Origin of the sequence: Aquabacterium fontiphilum (assembly GCF_009909205.1) — a bacterium.
In the GTDB taxonomy this organism is placed as follows: Bacteria; Pseudomonadota; Gammaproteobacteria; order Burkholderiales; family Burkholderiaceae_C; genus Aquabacterium; species Aquabacterium fontiphilum.
This window is the reverse complement of sequence record NZ_JAAAPN010000004.1, coordinates 37,287-57,849: the sequence shown is the minus strand read 5'-3', so window position 1 is coordinate 57,849 and position 20,563 is coordinate 37,287. Positions and strand designations below refer to the sequence as shown.

26 protein-coding genes are annotated in these 20,563 nt (G+C 66.7%); 19 read left to right on the top strand and 7 right to left on the bottom strand.

What is annotated here, in order from left to right:
- Positions 1-78: 78 nt before the first annotated feature.
- Genes GTZ97_RS05730 through GTZ97_RS05720 form a run of 3 tightly spaced genes read left to right on the top strand, consistent with a single transcriptional unit; the run spans position 79 to position 1,683 of the window.
- Positions 79-618 carry a hypothetical protein gene (locus GTZ97_RS05730; RefSeq protein ID WP_161649627.1) on the top strand — a complete coding sequence of 180 codons (540 nt, stop codon included), beginning with the start codon at positions 79-81 and terminating at the stop codon, positions 616-618.
- Between the two features lie 12 nt (positions 619-630).
- On the top strand, positions 631-1,326 hold the full coding sequence (locus GTZ97_RS05725; RefSeq protein ID WP_161649626.1) for an RNA ligase family protein: 696 nt from the start codon (positions 631-633) through the stop codon (positions 1,324-1,326).
- Positions 1,327-1,335: 9 nt separating this feature from the next.
- Positions 1,336-1,683, top strand: coding sequence for a YkgJ family cysteine cluster protein (locus GTZ97_RS05720; RefSeq protein WP_161649625.1), 348 nt, complete (start codon positions 1,336-1,338; stop codon positions 1,681-1,683).
- Positions 1,684-1,713: 30 nt separating this feature from the next.
- Here GTZ97_RS05720 and GTZ97_RS05715 read toward each other — a convergent pair whose 3' ends face one another.
- Positions 1,714-2,931, bottom strand: coding sequence for a M20 aminoacylase family protein (locus tag GTZ97_RS05715; protein ID WP_161649624.1), 1,218 nt, complete (start codon positions 2,929-2,931; stop codon positions 1,714-1,716).
- A 116-nt stretch (positions 2,932-3,047) separates the two neighbouring features.
- On the opposite strand from GTZ97_RS05715, the gene GTZ97_RS05710 reads away from it, so the two are divergent.
- The 14 genes from GTZ97_RS05710 (at position 3,048) to hisF (ending at position 14,908) form a co-directional block, all read left to right on the top strand.
- Complete coding sequence (locus GTZ97_RS05710; RefSeq protein ID WP_161649623.1) at positions 3,048-4,292, top strand: ammonium transporter; 1,245 nt, start codon at positions 3,048-3,050, stop codon at positions 4,290-4,292.
- A complete protein-coding gene (locus GTZ97_RS05705) occupies positions 4,282-4,983 on the top strand; it encodes a hypothetical protein (RefSeq protein WP_161649622.1) in 702 nt (233 codons plus the stop codon). Before GTZ97_RS05710 ends, GTZ97_RS05705 begins: the two co-directional genes overlap by 11 nt.
- A gap of 53 nt (positions 4,984-5,036) precedes the next feature.
- A complete protein-coding gene (locus GTZ97_RS05700; RefSeq protein WP_161649621.1) occupies positions 5,037-5,342 on the top strand; it encodes a polyhydroxyalkanoic acid system family protein in 306 nt (101 codons plus the stop codon).
- 64 nt (positions 5,343-5,406) lie between these two features.
- Positions 5,407-6,351, top strand: a complete 945-nt coding sequence (locus tag GTZ97_RS05695) for an ABC transporter ATP-binding protein (RefSeq protein ID WP_161649620.1) — start codon at positions 5,407-5,409, stop codon at positions 6,349-6,351.
- The gene (locus GTZ97_RS05690) at positions 6,348-7,121 is read left to right on the top strand and encodes an ABC transporter permease (protein ID WP_201748179.1); all 774 of its coding nucleotides are present in this window, start codon (positions 6,348-6,350) and stop codon (positions 7,119-7,121) included. The genes GTZ97_RS05695 and GTZ97_RS05690 overlap by 4 nt, the downstream gene beginning before the upstream one ends.
- A 29-nt stretch (positions 7,122-7,150) precedes the next feature.
- Positions 7,151-7,402 (top strand): BolA family protein, encoded by a 252-nt coding sequence (locus GTZ97_RS05685; RefSeq protein WP_161649619.1) that lies wholly within the window; start codon positions 7,151-7,153, stop codon positions 7,400-7,402.
- A gap of 87 nt (positions 7,403-7,489) precedes the next feature.
- Positions 7,490-8,794 carry a UDP-N-acetylglucosamine 1-carboxyvinyltransferase gene (gene murA / locus GTZ97_RS05680; RefSeq protein WP_161649618.1) on the top strand — a complete coding sequence of 435 codons (1,305 nt, stop codon included), beginning with the start codon at positions 7,490-7,492 and terminating at the stop codon, positions 8,792-8,794.
- A gap of 2 nt (positions 8,795-8,796) precedes the next feature.
- The gene (gene hisG / locus GTZ97_RS05675; protein WP_161649617.1) at positions 8,797-9,450 is read left to right on the top strand and encodes an ATP phosphoribosyltransferase; all 654 of its coding nucleotides are present in this window, start codon (positions 8,797-8,799) and stop codon (positions 9,448-9,450) included.
- A 105-nt stretch (positions 9,451-9,555) separates the two neighbouring features.
- Complete coding sequence (gene hisD / locus GTZ97_RS05670) at positions 9,556-10,881, top strand: histidinol dehydrogenase (protein ID WP_161649616.1); 1,326 nt, start codon at positions 9,556-9,558, stop codon at positions 10,879-10,881.
- Complete coding sequence (gene hisC / locus GTZ97_RS05665; protein ID WP_161649615.1) at positions 10,878-12,014, top strand: histidinol-phosphate transaminase; 1,137 nt, start codon at positions 10,878-10,880, stop codon at positions 12,012-12,014. The genes hisD and hisC overlap by 4 nt, the downstream gene beginning before the upstream one ends.
- Positions 12,011-12,637, top strand: a complete 627-nt coding sequence (hisB, locus tag GTZ97_RS05660) for an imidazoleglycerol-phosphate dehydratase HisB (protein ID WP_161649614.1) — start codon at positions 12,011-12,013, stop codon at positions 12,635-12,637. The genes hisC and hisB overlap by 4 nt, the downstream gene beginning before the upstream one ends.
- A complete protein-coding gene (hisH, locus tag GTZ97_RS05655; protein ID WP_330863554.1) occupies positions 12,634-13,320 on the top strand; it encodes an imidazole glycerol phosphate synthase subunit HisH in 687 nt (228 codons plus the stop codon). Before hisB ends, hisH begins: the two co-directional genes overlap by 4 nt.
- Before the next feature lie 59 nt (positions 13,321-13,379).
- Positions 13,380-14,126, top strand: a complete 747-nt coding sequence (gene hisA, locus GTZ97_RS05650) for a 1-(5-phosphoribosyl)-5-[(5-phosphoribosylamino)methylideneamino]imidazole-4-carboxamide isomerase (protein WP_161649613.1) — start codon at positions 13,380-13,382, stop codon at positions 14,124-14,126.
- Positions 14,127-14,128: 2 nt separating this feature from the next.
- On the top strand, positions 14,129-14,908 hold the full coding sequence (hisF, locus tag GTZ97_RS05645) for an imidazole glycerol phosphate synthase subunit HisF (protein WP_161649612.1): 780 nt from the start codon (positions 14,129-14,131) through the stop codon (positions 14,906-14,908).
- A 33-nt stretch (positions 14,909-14,941) separates the two neighbouring features.
- Here hisF and GTZ97_RS05640 read toward each other — a convergent pair whose 3' ends face one another.
- On the bottom strand, positions 14,942-15,691 hold the full coding sequence (locus GTZ97_RS05640; protein ID WP_161649611.1) for a Nif3-like dinuclear metal center hexameric protein: 750 nt from the start codon (positions 15,689-15,691) through the stop codon (positions 14,942-14,944).
- Positions 15,692-15,719: 28 nt separating this feature from the next.
- Between GTZ97_RS05640 and GTZ97_RS05635 the strand changes: the two genes are divergently transcribed.
- Positions 15,720-16,910, top strand: coding sequence for a S1C family serine protease (locus GTZ97_RS05635; protein WP_161649610.1), 1,191 nt, complete (start codon positions 15,720-15,722; stop codon positions 16,908-16,910).
- 13 nt (positions 16,911-16,923) lie between these two features.
- On the opposite strand, the gene tatC is transcribed toward GTZ97_RS05635, so the two are convergent.
- The 5 genes from tatC to hisI form a co-directional block, all read right to left on the bottom strand.
- Positions 16,924-17,721, bottom strand: a complete 798-nt coding sequence (gene tatC / locus GTZ97_RS05630; protein ID WP_161649609.1) for a twin-arginine translocase subunit TatC — start codon at positions 17,719-17,721, stop codon at positions 16,924-16,926.
- 12 nt (positions 17,722-17,733) lie between these two features.
- Positions 17,734-18,237 carry a Sec-independent protein translocase protein TatB gene (tatB, locus tag GTZ97_RS05625; protein WP_161649608.1) on the bottom strand — a complete coding sequence of 168 codons (504 nt, stop codon included), beginning with the start codon at positions 18,235-18,237 and terminating at the stop codon, positions 17,734-17,736.
- A 37-nt stretch (positions 18,238-18,274) separates the two neighbouring features.
- The gene (gene tatA / locus GTZ97_RS05620; RefSeq protein WP_161649607.1) at positions 18,275-18,508 is read right to left on the bottom strand and encodes a Sec-independent protein translocase subunit TatA; all 234 of its coding nucleotides are present in this window, start codon (positions 18,506-18,508) and stop codon (positions 18,275-18,277) included.
- Between the two features lie 112 nt (positions 18,509-18,620).
- A complete protein-coding gene (locus GTZ97_RS05615; RefSeq protein WP_161649606.1) occupies positions 18,621-18,983 on the bottom strand; it encodes a phosphoribosyl-ATP diphosphatase in 363 nt (120 codons plus the stop codon).
- On the bottom strand, positions 18,980-19,369 hold the full coding sequence (hisI, locus tag GTZ97_RS05610; protein ID WP_161649605.1) for a phosphoribosyl-AMP cyclohydrolase: 390 nt from the start codon (positions 19,367-19,369) through the stop codon (positions 18,980-18,982). The genes GTZ97_RS05615 and hisI overlap by 4 nt, the downstream gene beginning before the upstream one ends.
- A gap of 121 nt (positions 19,370-19,490) precedes the next feature.
- Here hisI and pdxA point away from each other — a divergent pair, with 121 nt between their 5' ends.
- On the top strand, positions 19,491-20,555 hold the full coding sequence (gene pdxA / locus GTZ97_RS05605) for a 4-hydroxythreonine-4-phosphate dehydrogenase PdxA (protein ID WP_236651042.1): 1,065 nt from the start codon (positions 19,491-19,493) through the stop codon (positions 20,553-20,555).
- The last annotated feature ends 8 nt before the right edge of the window (positions 20,556-20,563 follow it).

The window sequence follows — 20,563 nt, the reverse complement described above, 5'->3', positions numbered from 1 at the left end:
AGAGGCATTCAGTTCGGAGAGCAGACATCTTACCCAGCGTCATGCCCGCTGTCCGGCACTGTGCAAAAATCGCGCGCGATGGACGCCTTCCTGCCCGAACAGTGCTACGACGTCACCCACATCGTCGACACCAACGTCATTCTCGTGGCCAATGGACGCCACCCCGGCGTGACCTCGGCGTGCGAGGCCGCCTGCCGAGACTGGCTGACACGCATCATGGAAGCGGGACGCATCGCGCTGGATGACGGTTTTGCCCTGTTGGGCGAGTACCAGCACAAGGCCGACGCGCAGCGTGGGCGCGGCGTGGGCGACGCGTTTGTCCGCTGGGCGCTGCGCCATCGCGATGACGATGCGCGCTGCGATCGGATTGCGCTCGCACCGCACCCGGTGCGTGGCTATGCGGCCTTTCCGGAGGACCCCGCCCTGGCGGATTTCGATGTGGCCGATCGCATGTTCGTGGCCTTGGCCCGCAGTCATCCCGAGCGCCCGGACATCCTGCAAGCCGCAGATTCCAAATGGCTGGACTGGGCCCCAGCGCTGGCTCGCCAAGGTGTGCGCGTGCGCTTTCTGTGCGAGGTCGACACACAGCGCTTCCATCAACACAAGTTCGGTCACTGACCGCGCGGCGCCATGCATCCGTTCTTCCGTTTTCCGCACACCCCGCACCTGGCCTGGTTGTCAGCTGGCCAGCCGCGCGACGACAAGGTGCTCTCGCCCGACGAAGCGCAGGCGCTGTTGGCGCATCCGCTCGTGGTGGAAGAAAAGCTGGACGGTGCCAACATGGGCATCTCGTTCTCGGCCGATGCCGTGCTGCACGTGCAGAACCGCGGGCAGTACCTCAACAGACCCTACGGTGGCCAGTTCGCGCGTCTGGACGAGTGGCTGGCCGTGCGCGAGGGCGAGCTGTTCGACGCCTTGGGTGACCAGCTCATCCTGTTTGGGGAGTGGTGTGCCGCGCGACACTCCCTGGATTACGCGAGCCTGCCCGACTGGTTTCTGGCCTTCGATGTGTACGATCGCCAAACGCAGCGCTTCTGGAGCACCCGACGTCGCCACGCGCTGGCGAGCCAGATCGGCTTGCGCGAGGTACCCCGCGTGAGCGACGGCCCGACCAGCCTGCAGACCCTCACGGACTGGGTGGCCGCGCACCGCAGTGCCTACCGCGATGGCCATCTTGAGGGCGTGGTCGTGCGGTGGGAAGACGACGACTGGCTCCTGGGGCGGGCCAAGCTGGTGCGGCCCGATTTTGTTCAAAGCATGGATGACCATTGGCGCAGCCGGGCGATTCAGTGGAACCGTGTCGCCTGGGATGAGCCTTCTGCATGATCCATTGCCATGAGCCGCTCGGACAACATCTGTCTGGACTGTGGCGCGTGTTGCGCCACCTACCGCGTGTCCTTTTACTGGGCCGAGGCCGACGATGCGCCCGGCGGCACCGTGCCGGTCGCGTTGACCCAAGGGTTGACGCCGCTGATGCGGTGCATGCAGGGCACTTCTCAGTCTGCACCCCGTTGTGTGGCGCTGGAGGGTGAGATCGGGCAACGGGTGGGCTGCCGCATTTACGCGCAGCGCCCCAGCCCCTGTCACGCCGTTGAGGCGGGCGACCCGCAGTGCCTCAAGGCACGCGCCCGGCACGGCCTGCCGCCCCTGCCGGCGGGCGTGCGGCCGCAACATGCCGCTTGAGGTGGCTGATTCCTGCGGGGGCGCCGGGGCTCAGGGCTGCGCCAGCCAGGCCCGCGCCAGCCTGACCCACAGTGTGGCGCCCACCGGGATCAGTTGGTCGTTGAAGTCATAGCTGGGGTTGTGCAGCGTGCAGGGGCCCAGACCGTGGCCGCCCTCGCGGTGGGTGCCATCGCCATTGCCGATCACGAAGTAGGCGCCGGGCTTGACCTGCAGGAAGTAGCTGAAATCCTCGGCGCCCATCGTGGCTTCGAAGGCCTGCACGCGGTTGGCGCCCACCGTGTCGACCATGACCTGGCGCGCGAACGCGGTCTCAGCCGGGTGGTTCACCGTCGGTGGGTAATTGCGGTGGAACTCGAAGCTTGCCGTGGCGCCAAACGCCGCTGCGGTGTGCTCGGTCAGCACGCGCATGCGGTGTTCGATCAGGTCCAGCGTGTCGGTCGTGAAGGTGCGCACCGTGCCCTGCATGGTCACCGTGTCGGGGACCACATTGGTCGCCTCGCCCGCCTCGATCATGGTCACCGAGATCACACCCGTCTCGATCGGGCGCATGTTGCGCGTCAGGATGGTCTGGAACGCCTGCACCAGCTGGCAGGCCACGGGCACGGGGTCAACGCCCAGATGCGGCATGGCGCCATGGCAACCCTTGCCCTTGAGCACGATCTTGAACTCGTTGGACGACGCAAAGCACGGGCCGTCCTTGATGGCGAAGGTGCCGGCCGGCATGCCGGGCCAGTTGTGCATGCCGTAGATGGCATCCACGGGGAAGCGCTCGAACAGCCCGTCGCGGATCATCTCGCGCGCGCCGCCACCGCCTTCTTCGGCGGGCTGGAAAACCAGCACCACGCGACCGGCGAAGTCGCGATGGGCGGCCAGATGCTGGGCCGCGGCCAGCAGCATCGCAGTATGGCCATCGTGGCCGCAGGCGTGCATGCGGCCAGGGTGACGGCTGGCGTGTGCGAAGGTGTTGTGCTCGGTCATGGGCAGCGCGTCCATGTCGGCGCGCAGCGCGATCGCCCGGGGGCCGGGGCGCCCTTCGATCACACCCACCACGCCTGTGCGACCCAGGCCGCGATGGACCTCGATGCCCCAGCTGCTCAGCGCCTGCGCCACCAGTTCTGACGTGCGCTCCTCCTGGAAGCACAGCTCCGGATGGGCATGGATGTCGCGGCGCAGCTGGCGGATCGCATCGGCCTGCGCCAGCAGGTCGGGCAAGACGAATTCAGTCGGCAATGCGTCGAGTTGAGCCATGGCCCCATCTTACCCGGCCGGCATGTCCGTGGCACCAGATGGGTTTCGCTGGTACGGCTCTTGCAAAGTCTGCGCCCGCCGGCGCGACGCCGGTTTGAGCAGTACAGGATCGGTTCATGGCAGTGGGTGATGAGGTGATGGCGGCGCTGGGCCTGGTGTGGCTGGTGATGGCGGGCGCCCTGGTGTTCTTCATGCAGGCAGGCTTTGCACTGCTGGAAGCCGGGATGACACGGGCGAAGAACACCGTCAACGTCATCATGAAGAACTACTGCGACATGTGCTTTGGCGCCATCGCCTTCTGGCTGCTGGGCTACGGGCTGATGTTCGGCGCGAACCCGAGCGGCTGGCTGGGCACCTCCGGCTTTGCACTGCACGGGGTGGAGGAGTCGCGCTACGGCAGCCTGTTCTTCCAGATGATGTTTGCCGCCACGGCGGCCACCATCGTGAGCGGTGCGGTGGCCGAGCGGGCGCGCTTTGGCGCCTACATCGTCGGCTCGGTGCTGGTTACGGCATGGATCTACCCGGTCTTTGGTGCCTGGGCCTGGGGCGGGGCGCCCGGTGAAGAGGGTTGGCTGCGCGCCATGGGCTTCATCGACTTTGCTGGCGCCTCGGTGGTCCACGCCGTGGGCGGCTGGACGGCCCTGGCCGCGGTGCTGGTGATCGGGCCGCGCCTGGGGCGCTTTGGGCCTGACGGGCGCAGCCGCCAGATCCTGGGCCACAACCTCACGCTGGTGGCCACCGGCGCCTTTGTGTTGTGGCTGGGCTGGTTCGGCTTCAACGTGGGCAGCGCGCCGGCGGGCTCCACTGGCTTGGGCCGCATAGCGCTGAACACGCACCTTGGTGGTGCGGGGGGCGCCGTGGGCGCCATGCTGGCATTGGCGCTGATGCGCCGCAAGCTGCTGTTGACCAGCACGCTCAATGGCTCGATCGCTGGCTTGGTCAGCGTCACCGCGGGCTGCCACGTGATGGAGCCGGGGCTGGCGCTGCTGGCCGGGCTGATCGGTGGGCTGCTCAGCGTGGCGGCCGCCGCGGCGCTCGAGGCTCGGCGCATCGACGATGTGGTCGGTGCGGTGTCGGTTCACGCCGTAGGGGGCGTCTGGGGCACCCTGGCCGTGGGCTTGTTTCACGCGGGTCGGCCGTTCGATCTTGGGCTGCTGGGCGTGCAGGCGTTGGGTTGCCTGGTCGCGGCGGTGTGGGCGTTCGGGATGGCCTGGGTCGTCTACACCCTGCTCGACCGCGTCATGCCGCTGCGGGCGTCCACGCTGCACGAACAGCGCGGGCTGGATTTCAGCGAGCACCACGAGGTGGGCTACCCCGAGTTCCAGCAAGAGCGCGTGCACCGGGGCAAGCATGATGCGTGAGCACGACCCGATGGTGGTAGCCCTGCGTTGGGCGCTGGCGGCCTACCTGACCCCACAGGATGCCCATGCGGCCGCCTTGCAATGGCAGCCCACGGCCCCGGGTGCGTCGACATTGGCTGGTCTTAGCCGCTACTGTCGTGCGGTGGCGCAGCAGTTCAACCTCCAGGGCCGCGAGGCCGAACTGCATCTGCACATCATTCGCGCCCTGCAGAGCCTGCCGCGGACGGCCCCGGCGCCTGTTCCGCCTGGCTCGTCGCCTGCATCATCGCCCGGCGGGGCGGTCCACGCCGAGTCGCCCCCCGACAGCGTGCCCGGCCGGCCACTGGCGCGCACGGCGTCCGGCCGGCTGGTGCAGGCGGTGGTGGACGCCATGGGCGAGCACGCATGCCTGGCGCTCGGCGCCGAGCTGAGCGCGGCGCAGTGGCGCCAGTCGGTCGCGGCCGGCCTGCGCCAGGCCCGCCTGCGCGGCGACGCGGCCGCCCTGGCCGAGGGCTGGCTGCTGGGGCGCTGGGCTGTGCTGCCCGGCGTGTGGCCGGCGCGCGGCGACGGCACCCGGTTGATCAATGCCGCCTACGTGGCCCTGGCGGGCTGGCTCGGCCCGGTGCAGGCCGACGCCTGCCTCAGCCGCATCGTCAGGGACTGCGAACAGGGGGGTGACACCGAGCTTCGCGCGGTCAGAAGCTATTTATAGTTCGATCCGTTCTCGATCAACGATTCACGATTTCATTTCCCGAGGAGACCGTCATGAGCGACGTGAAGTTCCAGCAATCGCACACCCTCGGCCTGCCCAAGGCCCGCGAACTCGCCAAGCAGTGGGCTGAAGGCCCCGCCCAGAAGATGGGCCTGAGCTGCAAGCACACCGAAGGCGCAGAAGAAGACACCATCAACTTCGAGCGCATGGGCGTCAACGGCACCATGAAGGTCACTGGCACCAGCTTCGACATCAACATCAAGCTGGGCATGATGATGGCGGCCTTCAAGCCCATGATCGAGGCCGAGATCTCGAAGAACTTCGGCCGCATGATCGAAAAGGCATCGGGCCAGGCCTGATGCGTGGCGGCGCAAGCCGCCTGCCTGCGAGGGACATGCCTCCGGTCGTAGAATCGACGCCCTCATGTCCGTCGCCATTTCCTTTCAGCACGTCACCAAGGCCTTCGCCAGCGGTGGCCGCACCGTGCAGGCGCTGCAAGGCGTCACCTTCGACATCCGCGAAGGCGAATTCTTCGGCCTGCTCGGGCCCAACGGCGCGGGCAAGACCACGCTGATCAGCATTCTGGCCGGCCTCAGCCGCGCCAGCAGCGGCACGGTCTCGGTGCTCGGCCACGATGTGGTGGCCGACTACGCCGAGACCAGGCGGCGCTTGGGCGTCGTGCCGCAAGAGCTGGTCTTCGACCCGTTTTTTTCAGTGCGCGAAACGCTGCGCATTCAGAGCGCGTACTTCGGCCTGCGCCGCAACGACGACTGGATCGACGAGTTGCTGGCCCAGCTCGGCCTGAGCGACAAGGCCGACGCCAACATGCGCCAGCTCTCGGGCGGCATGAAGCGCCGCGTGCTGGTGGCACAGGCGCTGGTGCACCGCCCGCCCGTCATCGTGCTGGATGAGCCTACCGCCGGCGTTGACGTGGAGCTGCGCCAGACCTTGTGGCAGTTCATCGCCCGGCTCAACCGGCAAGGCCACACGGTGCTGCTCACGACCCATTACCTGGAAGAGGCCGAGGCGCTGTGCCACCGCATCGGCATGCTCAAGCAGGGCCAACTTGTGGCGCTGGACCGTACCTCGGCGCTGCTGGCGGGCACCGCCTCGACCATGCTGCGCTTCAAGACCGACGATGCCTTGCCACCGGCACTGGCGGCCCAGGCCCGTGTGACCGGGCGCATCGTGCAGTTGCCGGCGCATGACGCCGCCGAGGTCGAGCAGGTGCTGGCCCACCTGCGGCAGGCGGGCTGCCGGGTGGAAGACCTCGAGATGGGCCGCGCCGACCTGGAGGACGTCTTCGTGGCCATCATGCAGGGACGCGCCGTCCAGGCGGCCGACGCCGCGCGCGAGGTGTGCGCATGAGCGTGTTCGCCTCCCTGCAGGGCGCCCGCCCGCTGTTCATGAAAGAGGTGCTGCGTTTCTGGAAGGTGAGCTTTCAGACCGTGGCGGCGCCCGTGCTCACGGCCGTGCTCTATCTGCTGATCTTCGGCCACGTGCTTGAAGACCACGTCGAGGCCTTTCCGGGCGTGAGCTACACGCGCTTTCTCATCCCCGGGCTGGTGATGATGAGCCTGCTGCAGAACGCGTTCGCCAACAGCTCCTCGTCGCTGATCCAGAGCAAGATCACCGGCAACCTGGTCTTCGTGTTGCTGACGCCGCTGTCCCACCGCGCCTGGTATCTGGCCTATGTGGGCGCCTCGCTGCTGCGCGGGCTGGTCGTGGCCCTGGGCGTGTTGCTGGTCACCGTGTGGTTTGCGCCGCCGGGGCTGGCTGAGCCGGGCTGGGCGCTGTGCTTTGCGGTGCTGGGCGGCACATTGTTGGGTTCGCTGGGGCTGATTGCGGGGCTGTGGGCCGACAAGTTCGACCAGATGGCGGCCTTCCAGAACTTCATCATCATGCCCATGACCTTTCTGTCGGGCGTGTTCTACTCGGTGCATTCGCTGCCGGCGTTCTGGCAGGGCCTGTCTCACCTGAACCCGTTCTTCTACCTGATCGATGGTTTCCGCCGAGGCTTCTTCGGCGTCAGCGATGTCAGCCCCTGGTTGAGCCTGGGCGTGGTGGCGCTGGCCACGGTGCTGGTTGCGGCGCTGGCCTTGCATCTGCTGAAATCCGGCTACAAGCTGCGCCACTGATTCCGTTTCTTCTCATCGCTTTGCACACCATGGCCAACCCCACACCTGAGCTCGTCCAGCAGTACATCGCCGCCGGCTTGCCCTGCGCGCACCTGCATGTCGAAGGCGATGGACAGCACTTCTTCGCCACCATCGTGTCGGCCGAGTTCGAAGGTAAGACCCGCATCGCGCGCCACCAGCGCGTCTACCAGGCCCTGGGCGATAGAATGCGCGCTGAGATCCATGCGCTGTCGATGAAGACGCTGACGCCCGCCGAATGGTCGGCCCAGCAAGCCGGCTGACGGCGCCGGATCGCCGCTTTTTCACCCTCTGCCCTTTCAGGAAGGCGCGACCCCGCTGCGGCGGCGGCTTCGCGCCCTTTGTGTTTCATGGACAAACTGCTCATCCGCGGCGGTCGGCGCCTGCAAGGCGAAGTGACCATCTCCGGCGCCAAGAACGCGGCCCTGCCGGACCTGTGCGCCACCCTGCTCAGCCCCGAGCCGGTCACGCTCGCCAACGTGCCCCAGCTCAAGGACGTGGCCACCACGCTCAAGCTGCTGGCCAACATGGGTGTGCAGGCCGAAGCCCACGCGGACGACCCGTCGACCATCACGCTCGATGCCACGCGGGTGCACAACCCCGAGGCGCCGTATGAGCTGGTCAAGACCATGCGCGCCTCCATCCTGGTGCTGGGCCCGCTGCTGGCCCGCTTCGGCCGCGCGCGCGTGTCGCTGCCGGGCGGTTGCGCCATCGGGTCGCGTCCGGTTGACCAGCACATCAAGGGCCTGCAGGCCATGGGCGCGCAGATCACGGTCGAGCACGGCTACATCGAGGCCGTGGTGCCCGGTGGCGCAGATGGCCAACCGGGCCGTCTCAAGGGCGCCCGCATCACCACCGACATGGTCACCGTCACGGGCACCGAAAACCTGATGATGGCCGCCACGCTGGCCGAGGGCGAGACCATTCTGGAGAACGCTGCGCAAGAGCCCGAGATCGTCGATCTGGCCAACTTGCTGATCGCCATGGGCGCACGCATCGAAGGGCAGGGCACCCACCGCATCCGCATCCAGGGCGTGGACCGCCTGCACGGCCTGACACCGGCCCAGGCCCACCAGATCATTCCTGACCGCATCGAAACCGGCACCTTTCTGTGCGCCGTTGGGGCAGCGGGCGGCGAGGTCACCCTGCGTCGCACCGATGCCGACCAGCTTGAAGCCGTCATCGAGAAGCTGCGCGAAGCCGGTGTGCAGATCGAGGTGGGCGAGGGCTGGATTCGTGTCGCCAGCAGCGGTCGTCCCAAAGCCGTGGGTTTTCGCACCAAGGAGCACCCGGGCTTCCCCACCGACATGCAGGCCCAGTTCATGGCGCTCAACGCGATCGCCGAAGGCACAGCGGCCATCCACGAGACCATCTTCGAAAACCGCTTCATGCACGTCAATGAGCTGATCCGCCTGGGCGCGAAGATCGAGGTGGACGGCCACAGCGCCATCGTCACCGGTGTGCCGCGCCTGTCGGGCGCCACCGTGATGGCCACCGACCTGCGGGCTTCGGCCAGCCTGGTGATCGCCGGCTTGGTGGCCGAGGGCGAAACCCTGGTCGACCGCATCTACCACCTCGACCGAGGCTACGACCGCATGGAAGCCAAGCTGCGCGCGATTGGCGCCGACATCGAGCGTGTCAAGGAAGGTGCCTGAGCATGATCACCCTTGCCCTGTCCAAAGGCCGCATTTTTGAAGAGACCCTGCCGCTGCTGGCTGCCGCCGGCATCCAGGTGCTGGAAGACCCCGAGAAGTCGCGCAAGCTGATCCTGCCCACCAACCGCGATGACGTGCGCGTGGTGCTGGTGCGCGCCACCGACGTGCCCACCTATGTGCAGCATGGCGGCGCCGACATCGGCGTGGCCGGCAAGGACATCCTGATCGAGCACGCCGGCAGCCAGGAAGGCAGCGACGGTCTGTATCAGCCGCTTGATCTGAACATTGCCAAGTGCCGCATGAGCGTGGCCGTGCGCGCCGATTTCGACTACCACGGTGCCGTCAAGCAGGGCGCCCGGATCCGCGTGGCCACCAAGTACACCAGCATCGCGCGCGAGCACTTCGCCAACAAGGGTGTGCATGTGGACCTGATCAAGCTGTATGGCTCGATGGAGCTGGCGCCGCTGACCGGCCTGGCCGATGCCATCGTCGACCTGGTGTCCACCGGCAACACGCTCAAGGCCAACAAGCTGGTCGAGGTCGAGGAGATCATGCAGATCAGCTCACGGCTGGTGGTCAACCAGGCGTCGCTCAAGCTCAAGCGCGACGCCATTCGCACGCTGATCCAGGCCTTCGAATCGGCCATCCCGGCCTGACGTCAACCGATCCACGCCGATGCCGCACCGAGACCTATCGGCGTCATCGGCACAACCCATCGCCCGCCTGCCCCGCATCCACGCGATTTCTGCGATCCTTTGGTCATGACCGTCCAGATCCGACACCTCGCCACGACCCAGCCTGACTTCGATGCCGCCTTCCAGCAGGTGCTGCACTGGTCGGCTGAAACCGACACGGCCATCGAAGACCGCGTGGGCGCCATCCTGGCTGACGTGCGCCTGCGGGGCGACGCCGCCGTGCTGGAATACACGGCCCGCTTTGACCACCTGCCGGCCGAGACCATGGCGGCGCTCGAGCTGGGTCAGGCTGAGCTCAAAGCAGCGTTCGACAGCCTGCCGGCGGCCCAGCGCGAGGCGCTCGAATCGGCCGCCCGCCGGGTGCGCAGCTACCACGAGCGCCAGAAGCAGGCCTGCGGCCTGAGCTGGTCATACCGCGACGAAGACGGCACCCTGCTGGGCCAGAAGGTCACGCCGCTGGACCGCGTGGGCATCTATGTGCCCGGGGGCAAGGCCGCCTATCCCTCGTCGGTGTTGATGAACGCCATTCCCGCACATGTGGCTGGTGTGGAAGAGATCATCATGGTGGTGCCCACCCCCAAGGGTGAGAAGAATCCTCTGGTGCTGGCCGCGGCCTACGTCGCGGGCGTCAGCCGTGCCTTCACCATTGGCGGCGCCCAGGCCGTGGCCGCGCTGGCTTATGGCACGGCGACCGTGCCCAAGGTCGACAAGATCACCGGTCCCGGCAATGCCTACGTGGCCAGCGCCAAAAAGCACGTGTTCGGGACAGTGGGCATCGACATGATCGCGGGCCCCAGCGAAATCCTCGTGCTGGCCGACGGCTCCACGCCGCCCGACTGGGTGGCCATGGACCTGTTCAGCCAGGCCGAGCACGACGAACTGGCTCAGAGCATCCTGCTGTGTCCCGACGCCGCCTACATCGCCCAGGTGCAGGCCGAGATCGACCGCCTGCTGCCCACCATGCCGCGCGCCGACATCATCCGCGCCTCGCTCGAAGGGCGGGGCGCCTTGATCCTCACGCGCAGCATGGAAGAGGCCTGCGAGATCAGCAACCGCATCGCGCCCGAGCACCTCGAAGTCAGCAGCCATGAGCCGCATCGCTGGGAGCCGCTGCTCAAGCATGCCGGCGCCATCTTCCTGGGCGCCTACACCAGCGAAAGCCTGGGCGACTACTGCGCCGGACCCAACCACGTGCTGCCGACCTCGGGCACGGCCCGTTTCAGTTCGCCGCTGGGGGTGTACGACTTCCAGAAGCGCTCCAGCCTGATCGAGGTCAGCGAAGCCGGCGCCCAGGTGCTGGGCAAGACCGCAGCCGTGCTGGCCTATGGCGAAGGCCTGCAGGCCCACGCGCAGGCCGCCGAGTTCCGTCTGAAGGACCGCGCCAAGCCATGAGCCTGCATCACACCCCCACAGCGAGCCTGCTCGACGTGTTCCGCGCCGATGTGCGCGCCATGCACGCCTATGTGGTGCAGGACGCGGCCGGCTACATCAAGCTCGACGCGATGGAAAACCCTTTTGCCCTGCCGCCCGAGCTGCAGGCCAAGCTGGGTGAGCGCCTGGGCCGGGTCGCATTGAACCGCTATCCCGGCACCCGCGTCAACGACCTGCATGCCGCGCTGCGCGCCTACGCCCAGGTGCCCGCCGATTTCGGCCTGGTGCTGGGCAATGGCTCTGACGAACTGATCTCGCTGTTGTCAGTCGCCTGCGCCCGGCCGGGCGCGGTGGCCCTGGCGCCGCTGCCGGGTTTCGTCATGTACGAGGCCTTTGCGAAGCAGACGGGCATGGGCTTCGTCGGCGTGCCGCTCACGCCTGACTTCGAGCTGGACGGGCCCGCCATGCTGGCCGCCATCCATGCGCACAAGCCGGCGCTGACCTATCTGGCCTATCCCAACAACCCCACGGCCAACCTGTGGGACGATGCAGTCATCGAGCAGATCATCGAGGCCGTGGCCGACAACGCCCGCGCCGGCCATCCAGGTCTGGTCATCATCGACGAGGCCTATCAGCCCTTTGCCAGCAAGAGCTACCACGACCGCCTCACGCGCCATCCGCACGTGCTGTTGATGCGCACGTTGTCGAAGTTCGGGCTGGCCGGCGTGCGGCTGGGCTACATGATGGGCCGCGCCGAGTTGATCGACCAAGTCGAGAAGGTGCGCCCGCCGTACAACGTCAGCGTGCTCAACATCGAGGCGGCCCTGTTCGCGCTGGAGCACGCCGAGGCCTTCGCCAGCCAGGCCGAGCAGATCAAATCCGAACGCGAGCGGCTGCTGGCTGCGCTGGCGACCATGCCCGGCGCGCGCGCCTACCCCAGCCAGGCCAACATGATCCTGGTGCGCGTGAATGACGCCGCCGCAGTGTTCTCCGCACTCAAAACGGGTGGCATCCTCATCAAAAACGTCTCAGGTTTGCATCAATTGCTGGCAAACTGTGTGCGTTTGACCGTTGGAACGCCCTCGGAGAACGATGCACTCATCGCCGCGTTGACCGATATCCTGCGCGAACCCTTGATTCAACCCGCTTCATGACTGCTCCAGAACAGGCCGCTGCCGCCGGCTGCGCCGACCGCGTGGCCGAGGTCACCCGGCACACCGCCGAAACCCAGATCACCGTGCGCATCAACCTCGATGGCACGGGCCAGGCCAAGCTGCACACCGGCATCGGGTTCTTCGATCACATGCTGGACCAGATCGCCCGCCACGGGCTGATCGACCTCGACATCCATGCCGTGGGTGACCTGCACATCGACGGCCACCACACGGTCGAAGACGTCGGCATCACCCTGGGCCAGGCCTTTGCCAAGGCCGTGGGCGACAAAAAGGGCATCCGCCGCTACGGCCATGCCTACGTGCCGCTGGACGAGGCGCTGTCGCGCGTGGTGGTCGATTTCTCTGGCCGGCCCGGGCTGACCATGCACGTGCCTTTCACGTCGGGCAGCATCGGCGGCTTTGACACACAGCTGACGTTCGAGTTCTTCCAGGGCTTCGTCAACCACGCTGGCGTGACGCTGCACATCGACAACCTGCGCGGTGTGAATGCCCACCACCAGTGCGAAACCGTGTTCAAGGCCTTTGCCCGTGCACTGCGTGCGGCGCTTGAGCGCGATCCGCGCATGGCCGGTGTGATTCCCTCGACCAAGGGTTCGCTGTGAGCCAGGCTGCGACGGTGGCCGTGGTGGACTACGGCATGGGCAACCTGCGCTCGGTGTCGCAGGCGGTCGAGCATGTCGCGCGCGACCTGAACACCCGTGTGGTCGTCACCAACGACCCGGCCCAGGTGCGCGCCGCCAGCCGCGTCGTGTTGCCCGGGCAGGGCGCCATGCGCGATTGCATGCGCGAGCTGCGCGAGGCCCATGGCGGCGAGTTGCTCGGCGCCGTGTTGGAGGCCGCCGCCAACAAACCGCTGATGGGCGTGTGCGTGGGCATGCAGATGCTGCTCGATCACTCTGAAGAGCAGGACACACCCGGTCTGGGCCTCATCCGCGGCAAGGTGATGCGCTTCCGGCTGGATGGCCAGCGTCAGGCCGATGGCAGCCGCTACAAGGTGCCGCAGATGGGCTGGAACACGGTGCGCCAGGCCCGCCACGACGGCGTGTGGGATGGCCAGCCACACCCCGTCTGGGGCGCCATTCCCGATGACAGCTATTTCTACTTCGTTCACAGCTACCATGCGGTTGTGGACAATGCCCAACACAGCGCAGGCGAAACCGAGTACGGTGTCCGCTTTACCTGTGTGGTAGCGAGGGATAACATCTTCGCGACCCAGTTTCACCCCGAGAAAAGCGCCGAACACGGGTTGGCGCTGTACCGGAACTTTCTCTTGTGGCGGCCTTGACGTGTGGCAGCCGCCCAGATCGTTGACCCTTTTCTTTTCTTCACACCCGCACCACAGCCATGCTGCTGATTCCTGCGATTGACCTGAAAGACGGCAAATGCGTGCGCCTCAAGCAGGGCGACATGAACGACTCCACCACCTTTGGTGAAGATCCCGCAGCCATGGCCCGGCGGTGGCTGGATGCCGGCGCCCGCCGCCTGCATCTGGTCGACCTCAACGGCGCCTTTGCCGGCAAGCCGGTGAACGAGGCCGCCATCAAGGCGATCATCAAGGAGGTGGGCGACGAGATTCCCGTCCAGTTGGGCGGCGGCATCCGCGACCTCGACACCATCGAGCGCTACCTGGATGACGGCCTGAGCTACGTGATCATCGGGACGGCGGCCGTGAAGAACCCCGGCTTCCTCAAGGACGCCTGCAGTGCGTTTGGCGGCCACATCATCGTGGGACTGGACGCCAAGGACGGCAAGGTGGCGACCGATGGCTGGAGCAAGCTCTCGGGCCATGAGGTGATCGATCTGGCCAAGAAGTTCGAAGACTACGGCGTCGAAGGCATCATCTACACCGACATTGGCCGCGATGGCATGCTGACCGGTATCAACATTGATGCCACGGTGAAGCTGGCCCAGGCCCTGACGATTCCGGTGATCGCCTCGGGCGGCCTGTCCGACATCAAGAACATCGAAGCTCTGTGCGCGGTGGAAGACGAAGGCGTGGAGGGCGTGATCTGCGGCCGCGCCATCTACACCGGTGACCTCGATTTCGCGGCCGCCCAGAAGCGCGCTGACGAACTCAACGGTCAGGGCTGACCGTGCTGGCCAAACGCATCATTCCCTGCCTGGACGTGACAGGTGGGCGGGTTGTCAAGGGCGTGAACTTCGTCGAGTTGCGCGACGCCGGTGACCCGGTCGAGATCGCCGCACGCTACAACGAGCAGGGCGCCGACGAGCTCACCTTTCTGGACATCACCGCGACCAGCGACGGCCGCGACCTGATCCTGCACATCATTGAGGCTGTGGCCTCGCAGGTCTTCATTCCGCTGACGGTGGGTGGCGGCGTGCGCACGGTCGACGATGTGCGGCGCCTGCTCAACGCGGGGGCGGACAAGGTCAGCTTCAACTCGGCTGCGATTGCCAACCCGCAGGTGATCCGTGACGCATCCGACAAGTACGGCTCGCAATGCATCGTCGTGGCCATCGACGCCAAGAAGCGTCAGGGCGAGGATGTGGCCGCGCGCGGCGAGGGCTGGGACGTCTACAGCCATGGCGGGCGCAAGAACGTCGGCCTGGATGCCGTGGCCTGGGCGAAGCAGATGGCTGAGTTCGGCGCTGGCGAAATCCTGCTGACCAGCATGGACCGCGACGGCACCAAATCGGGCTTCGACCTGGCGCTGACCCGTGCCGTCAGCGACGCCGTGGGCGTGCCCGTGATCGCCTCGGGTGGTGTGGGCAACCTGGATCACCTTGCCGATGGCGTGCAGCAAGGCGGCGCCGACGCGGTGCTGGCAGCCAGCATCTTCCACTACGGCGAGTACACCGTGGGCCAGGCCAAAGCGCTGATGGCCCAGCGCGGCATCCCCGTTCGACGCTGAGCGCGCCGCACGACCCGTCTGCGGCGTTGCGCCTCAGGCGGGGTTGTCAATGTCGATGAACTGGTGCGTGATGCCGAAGTGCGCCGCGAGATGGTCACCGACCGCCTGCACCCCGTAACGCTCGCTCGCATGGTGGCCGCACGCGAGAAAGGCCACGCCTGTCTCTCGGGCGTAGTGGGTCTGAGGCTCCGAGATCTCGCCGGTGAGAAACGCGTCGGCACCCGCGGCGATGGCGGCTTCGAAGTAGCCTTGCGCGCCACCGCTGCACCAGGCCACCTGCCGCAGCGGGCGCCCGTCTCCCGGCACCACCACGGGCGATCGCCCGAGTTCGGCCTGTACCCGATCAGCCAGCAAGGCGACGTCCATGCCATGCGGGGTCGCGCCGATGAAACCCAGGTCCTGGTCGCCGAAGCGCCGCTCGGCCGTCAGGCCCAGGCGCAGCCCCCACTGGGCGTTGTTGCCCAGTTCGGCGTGCGCGTCCAGGGGCAGGTGGTAGGCCAGCAGGTTGACGTCATGGGCCAGCAGACGGGACAGGCGCTGCCGCATCCATCCCGTGACCCGGCCGTCCTGCCCTTTCCAGAACAGGCCATGGTGAACGAGGATGGCGTCGGCTTCTTCTGCCAGAGCGGCCTCGATCAACGACAGGCTGGCCGTGACGCCGGTGACGATCTTGCGGATCGCCGGCTTGCCCTCAACTTGCAGACCATTCGGACCATAATCCCGGAAGCGATCCGCCTCCAGCAGCGACTGCAGGTGGTTCACCAATCCATCCCGATCGATCATGGCAGGCCCTTTCCGGCTTGTGAGGTTCATGCGTTCCACCTGGCTGATTTTCGCTCAGACCGTCACCGTTGCAGTGGCCCTCCTGTTCGTGGTGGCCACCTTCCGGCCCCAATGGATCCAGGCGTGGACACCGCGCAATCTGTTGCCGACGCCCTCGGTGACGGTGGCGCCGTCATTGCCGGCCCCGTCGGCGGTGGCGGGGTCCGGTGCGATGATGAGCTTTCGAGAAGCTGCGCTGCGTGCTTCGCCGGCCGTGGTCAGCATCGTGACCAGCAGCGCCCCTTCGCGCAACCCGCGCTCCGCCGATCCCTGGTTCCGCTACTTCTTTGGCGACCGTGGCAATCAGCCGCAGTCCGGCATGGGCTCGGGTGTCATCGTGTCGCCCGAGGGCTACATCCTGACCAATAACCACGTGGTCGACCGCATGGACGACATCGAGGTCATTCTGACGGACGGGCGCAAGGCCTCGGCCAAGGTCATCGGCACCGACCCGGACACCGACCTGGCGGTGCTCAAGGTCGAACTGCTGCGCTTGCCGGCCATCGTGTTCGGCGACTCCGATACCGTGCAGGTGGGCGATGCGGTCCTGGCCATCGGCAACCCTTTCGGCGTCGGCCAGACAGTCACGTCGGGCATCATCAGCGCCCTGGGCCGCAACCAGCTCGGCATCAACACCTTCGAGAATTTCATCCAGACTGATGCGGCCATCAATCCAGGCAACTCGGGCGGTGCGCTGGTCGATGCCCAGGGCAACCTGATCGGCATCAACACGGCGATCTATTCTCGTTCGGGCGGCAACATGGGCATCGGCTTTGCCATTCCGGTGTCCACCGCCCGTCAGGTGCTGGAAAGCCTGATTCGCGAAGGCACGGTCACCCGGGGGTGGATTGGCGTGGAGCCGCGCGACCTGACGCCCGAGATGGCCGAAACCTTCAACCTGCCTTTGCGCGATGGTGTGCTGATCACGGGTGTGCTGCACAACGGGCCCGCCGCCACGGGGGGCATTCGCCCCGGCGATGTGGTGATTCAGGTGGGCAGCCAACCCGTGGCCAATACCGCGCAGTTGCTCAACGCTGTGGCGGCGCTGAAGCCGGGTGAGCGCGCGCCTGTGCGCATTCTGCGGGGCTCAGAGGAACGTGTCGTGAGCGTCGTCGTCGGCAAGCGGCCCAGACAGCAGGTTCAGGCCCCGCCGGCCCGCGACGAATTCGAAGAAGAGTGAGCGGGCGACCCGCTCACCCGCCAGCCGAAGTCGATTCGGGCTGATCGTCTGGCGCGCGGGTGTGCTTGACAAAGGCCTGTGCCGCCCAGATGCCCACCTCATACAAGAGGCACATCGGGATGGCCAGCGCCAGTTGAGAGACGACGTCCGGCGGCGTGACGATGGCGGCAATCACGAAAGCCACCACGATGAAGTAGCTGCGGAAGGCCTTGAGCTTGTCCACCGTGACCATGCCCATGCGCACGAGGATCACCAGGGCCACTGGCACCTCGAAAGCAGCGCCGAAGGCCAGGAACATGTTGAGCACGAAGCTCAGGTAGGCCTCGATGTCCGGCGCCGCCGTGATGCTCTTGGGCGCGAACTCCTGGATGAAGGTGAACACCTTGCCAAAGACGAAGAAATAGCAGAACGCCACGCCCAGGTAGAACAGCAGCGTGCTGGAGACGATCAACGGGGCCACGAGCCGCTTTTCGTGGCCGTACAGGCCGGGCGCCACGAACGCCCAGATCTGATAGAGCACAGCGGGCAGGGCCAACATGAAGGCCGCCAGCATGGTCACCTTGATGGGCACCATGAAGGGCGAGATGGGGTTGGTGGCGATCAGCGTCGTGCCCTGCGGCAGATGCTGCACAAGCGGCATGGCCAGCAGGTCGTACAGGCCGGAGGGCGAGGGGTAGATGGCCAGCGCGATGAAGGCCACGGCCATGGCCGCAAAGGCCTTGATCAGGCGGTCTCGCAACTCGATGAGGTGCGAGACAAAAGGTTGTTCGCTGCCCTCGAGCTCGTCGGATGGTGATTTGGGGTCGCTCACAGCGTGGTTGGCTTAACGGGGGCCGAGGGTACGCCCAGGCGGGCGGAAGCGGGCCACGCGGGCCGCGCCGGACTGCACATGGCGGCGCACGCCATGACGTTGCTTGTACCAAAGTGGGGTGGCACCGCGCTTGAGCCGCCAGTTCTTGCGCACCGGCGGAGCTGGGTGGTGATACGTATGGGTGAGGTCGTTGTAGAAGCTGCCGTGGTCGTCCGCGCGACTGCCTGCGCCCAGTTCATCGACGCTGGTCTGCAGCGTCTCGCGCGCTTCGTCGAGGCTGCCTTGCACGGAGCGGCCAAAGTTGGTCGCGGCTTCCTCCACCCCCGTCTTCATCTTGCGCAGCTCTTCCAGCTCGATCGAGCGGTTGACCTCGCTCTGGACCTGCGCCACGTAGCGCTGCGCCTTGCCGACCAGCACACCGACGGTGCGGGCGACTTTGGGCAGCCGCTCAGGACCCAGCACGACCAGGGCAACTGCCCCGATCAGCATCAGCTTGTCGAAACCGAAATCAATCATGCAGCAGCCTCACGAGCCGGCAGGGCGCGTGCGCGCATCACGACTTGGTCTTGGTTTCGACGTCGATGGTCTGCGAGTGGCTGTTGCCCGATTGGCCAACCTGCTGCGCTGGCGCATTGTCGGCCGCCGGGGCGCCGTCCTTGACGCCATCCTTGAAGCCCTTGACGGCCGCGCCCAGGTCGGTGCCGATGTTCTTGAGCTTCTTGGTGCCGAAAACCAGCACGACGATGAGCAGCACGATGACCCAGTGCCAAATGCTGAACGTTCCCATGATCACACTCCAGTCAGAGCCGCCAGGCGGCCACACACACAATCTACCGCCACGTTCCTGTCCTGGCGAACACCCCTGTGGCAGGTGGGGGCGCCGCCGCGCAAGTCAAGCCTTAACCGGCCGGACGTCGCGCGAATTCTTCCAGCCCGGACAGGCCTTCACGCCGGGCGAGTTCGCCGACCACGTCCTGCGGCCCGAGGCCCAGATGGGCCATGGCCACCATGCTGTGAAACCACAGATCTGCCAGTTCGCCGACGAGGGCCTGACGAGCGGCATCCGAGGGGGCCATGTCGTACGCCTTGGCCGCCACCACCACCTCGGTGGCTTCCTCGCCCACCTTCTTCAGGATGGTGTCGGTACCCTTGTGAAACAGCTTGGCGACGTAACTCTGCTCGGGGTTGCCGCCTCTGCGCGACGCAATGACCTCGGCCAGGCGCGCTAGCACATCGCTCGTGGCTTGGGGGGTGGGATTCATTTGTAAATCTGCTCGGGGTTTTTCAGAACCGGATCAACCGGCTCCCATGCCCCATTGTGGTACTTGTAGAAGAAACAACTGTGACGGCCCGTGTGGCAGGCGATCCCAGGTTCATGGCCCAACTGGGTCACGCGCAGCAACACCACATCGTTGTCGCAGTCCAGTCGGATCTGATGCACCTTCTGGATGTGGCCGGACTCTTCGCCCTTGTGCCACAGACGCTGGCGCGAGCGACTCCAGTACACGGCTTCGCCGCGTTCGGCCGTGAGGGCGAGCGCCTCACGGTTCATCCAGGCAAACATCAGGACGTCGCCCGTGTGGTCTTCCTGCGCGATCACGGGGACCAGACCATTTTCGTCCCATCGCACCTCATCCAGCCAGTTCATGTCAGACAGTGTAGCAATCGAGGGGCCAAAGTACCGGCGCGGCGTCTGCCAACGCATCCGGGGCGACAATATGCCACCCTTCAATGACAGGTCGCCTCGACGGGCGGCCTTGGCGGTACACATGGCTTCGCCCGTTGCTCCTCTGGTGTTCACCATGGGCGATCCCTGCGGGATCGGTCCTGAAATCATCGCCCGCTGGTGGCAGTACGACGGCCGTGGCGCCGTCGTGTCCGGCTGCCCGGCGGTGATGCAGCGCGCTGTAGCCGAGTTGCCGCAGGGGGGGCGCCCCAATGTGGTGCGAGTGGACGGGTGGGACGCGGTGGATCGCCTGCCACCCGGCTCCCTGCCGGTCTGGTCGCCGCCCGGCCTTCCCGATGACCTGTTGGCCTTGCCTCGGGGTGCGGTGGCGCGTGAGGCGGGCCAGGCCGCAGCGGCCAGCGTGCGCCATGCTGTGACCCTGTGCCGCACAGGGGTTGCCGCCGGCATGGTGACCGCGCCACTGCACAAGGAGGCACTCGCGCTGGCCGGGGAGCCCTATCCCGGTCATACGGAACTGCTCCAGGCCGAAGGGGTGCCGCCCGGGAGCGCGCCGCTGGATGTGCGGATGATGCTGGCCAATGAGCAGCTCAAGACCGTGCTGGTCACGGTTCACCGGTCGCTGCGTTCTGCCATTGAGGCGGTCACGGTGGACGCGGTGCTGTCCACGCTGCGCATCACGCACGCCAGCGCCCCGATGTGGTGCGGGCGTGTCCCTCGCATCGCGGTGGCCGGGCTCAACCCCCATGCCGGCGAGGGCGGGCTGTTTGGTGACGAGGAGATCCGCATCATCGCGCCGGCCATCGCCGCTGCGCGTGGTGAAGGCATCGACGCCCATGGCCCGTTTGCGCCTGACACCGTTTTCATGCGGGCGCGCCATGCGCCGCCGGCCCATCCGGGCGAGTTCGATGTGGTGGTGGCGATGTACCACGACCAGGGCTTGATCCCAGTGAAGTACCTGGGGCTGGACGGCGGGGTCAATGTCACGCTGGGGTTGCCGTTCGTGCGCACAAGCCCTGACCACGGCACGGCGTTCGACCTCGTGGGCACGGGGCGGGCTGATCCGGCCAGCTTTGCGGCGGCTGTGGCCATGGCGCGTCAATTCGTGGCCGTCAGGTCGGTGGCTGTCGGCGCGGCCGACGCAAGCTGACAGCCCGC

What these genes read in the sequence shown, in the direction of transcription:
- GTZ97_RS05730 (WP_161649627.1), top strand. Translation starts at nt 79, where the DNA reads ATGGACGCCTTCCTGCCCGAACAGTGCTACGACGTCACCCACATCGTC.
- GTZ97_RS05725 (WP_161649626.1), top strand. Translation starts at nt 631, where the DNA reads ATGCATCCGTTCTTCCGTTTTCCGCACACCCCGCACCTGGCCTGGTTG.
- GTZ97_RS05720 (WP_161649625.1), top strand. Translation starts at nt 1,336, where the DNA reads ATGAGCCGCTCGGACAACATCTGTCTGGACTGTGGCGCGTGTTGCGCC.
- GTZ97_RS05715 (WP_161649624.1), bottom strand. Translation starts at nt 2,931, where the DNA reads ATGGCTCAACTCGACGCATTGCCGACTGAATTCGTCTTGCCCGACCTG.
- GTZ97_RS05710 (WP_161649623.1), top strand. Translation starts at nt 3,048, where the DNA reads ATGGCAGTGGGTGATGAGGTGATGGCGGCGCTGGGCCTGGTGTGGCTG.
- GTZ97_RS05705 (WP_161649622.1), top strand. Translation starts at nt 4,282, where the DNA reads ATGATGCGTGAGCACGACCCGATGGTGGTAGCCCTGCGTTGGGCGCTG.
- GTZ97_RS05700 (WP_161649621.1), top strand. Translation starts at nt 5,037, where the DNA reads ATGAGCGACGTGAAGTTCCAGCAATCGCACACCCTCGGCCTGCCCAAG.
- GTZ97_RS05695 (WP_161649620.1), top strand. Translation starts at nt 5,407, where the DNA reads ATGTCCGTCGCCATTTCCTTTCAGCACGTCACCAAGGCCTTCGCCAGC.
- GTZ97_RS05690 (WP_201748179.1), top strand. Translation starts at nt 6,348, where the DNA reads ATGAGCGTGTTCGCCTCCCTGCAGGGCGCCCGCCCGCTGTTCATGAAA.
- GTZ97_RS05685 (WP_161649619.1), top strand. Translation starts at nt 7,151, where the DNA reads ATGGCCAACCCCACACCTGAGCTCGTCCAGCAGTACATCGCCGCCGGC.
- murA (WP_161649618.1), top strand. Translation starts at nt 7,490, where the DNA reads ATGGACAAACTGCTCATCCGCGGCGGTCGGCGCCTGCAAGGCGAAGTG.
- hisG (WP_161649617.1), top strand. Translation starts at nt 8,797, where the DNA reads ATGATCACCCTTGCCCTGTCCAAAGGCCGCATTTTTGAAGAGACCCTG.
- hisD (WP_161649616.1), top strand. Translation starts at nt 9,556, where the DNA reads ATGACCGTCCAGATCCGACACCTCGCCACGACCCAGCCTGACTTCGAT.
- hisC (WP_161649615.1), top strand. Translation starts at nt 10,878, where the DNA reads ATGAGCCTGCATCACACCCCCACAGCGAGCCTGCTCGACGTGTTCCGC.
- hisB (WP_161649614.1), top strand. Translation starts at nt 12,011, where the DNA reads ATGACTGCTCCAGAACAGGCCGCTGCCGCCGGCTGCGCCGACCGCGTG.
- hisA (WP_161649613.1), top strand. Translation starts at nt 13,380, where the DNA reads ATGCTGCTGATTCCTGCGATTGACCTGAAAGACGGCAAATGCGTGCGC.
- GTZ97_RS05640 (WP_161649611.1), bottom strand. Translation starts at nt 15,691, where the DNA reads ATGATCGATCGGGATGGATTGGTGAACCACCTGCAGTCGCTGCTGGAG.
- GTZ97_RS05635 (WP_161649610.1), top strand. Translation starts at nt 15,720, where the DNA reads ATGCGTTCCACCTGGCTGATTTTCGCTCAGACCGTCACCGTTGCAGTG.
- tatB (WP_161649608.1), bottom strand. Translation starts at nt 18,237, where the DNA reads ATGATTGATTTCGGTTTCGACAAGCTGATGCTGATCGGGGCAGTTGCC.
- tatA (WP_161649607.1), bottom strand. Translation starts at nt 18,508, where the DNA reads ATGGGAACGTTCAGCATTTGGCACTGGGTCATCGTGCTGCTCATCGTC.
- GTZ97_RS05615 (WP_161649606.1), bottom strand. Translation starts at nt 18,983, where the DNA reads ATGAATCCCACCCCCCAAGCCACGAGCGATGTGCTAGCGCGCCTGGCC.
- hisI (WP_161649605.1), bottom strand. Translation starts at nt 19,369, where the DNA reads ATGAACTGGCTGGATGAGGTGCGATGGGACGAAAATGGTCTGGTCCCC.
- pdxA (WP_236651042.1), top strand. Translation starts at nt 19,491, where the DNA reads ATGGCTTCGCCCGTTGCTCCTCTGGTGTTCACCATGGGCGATCCCTGC.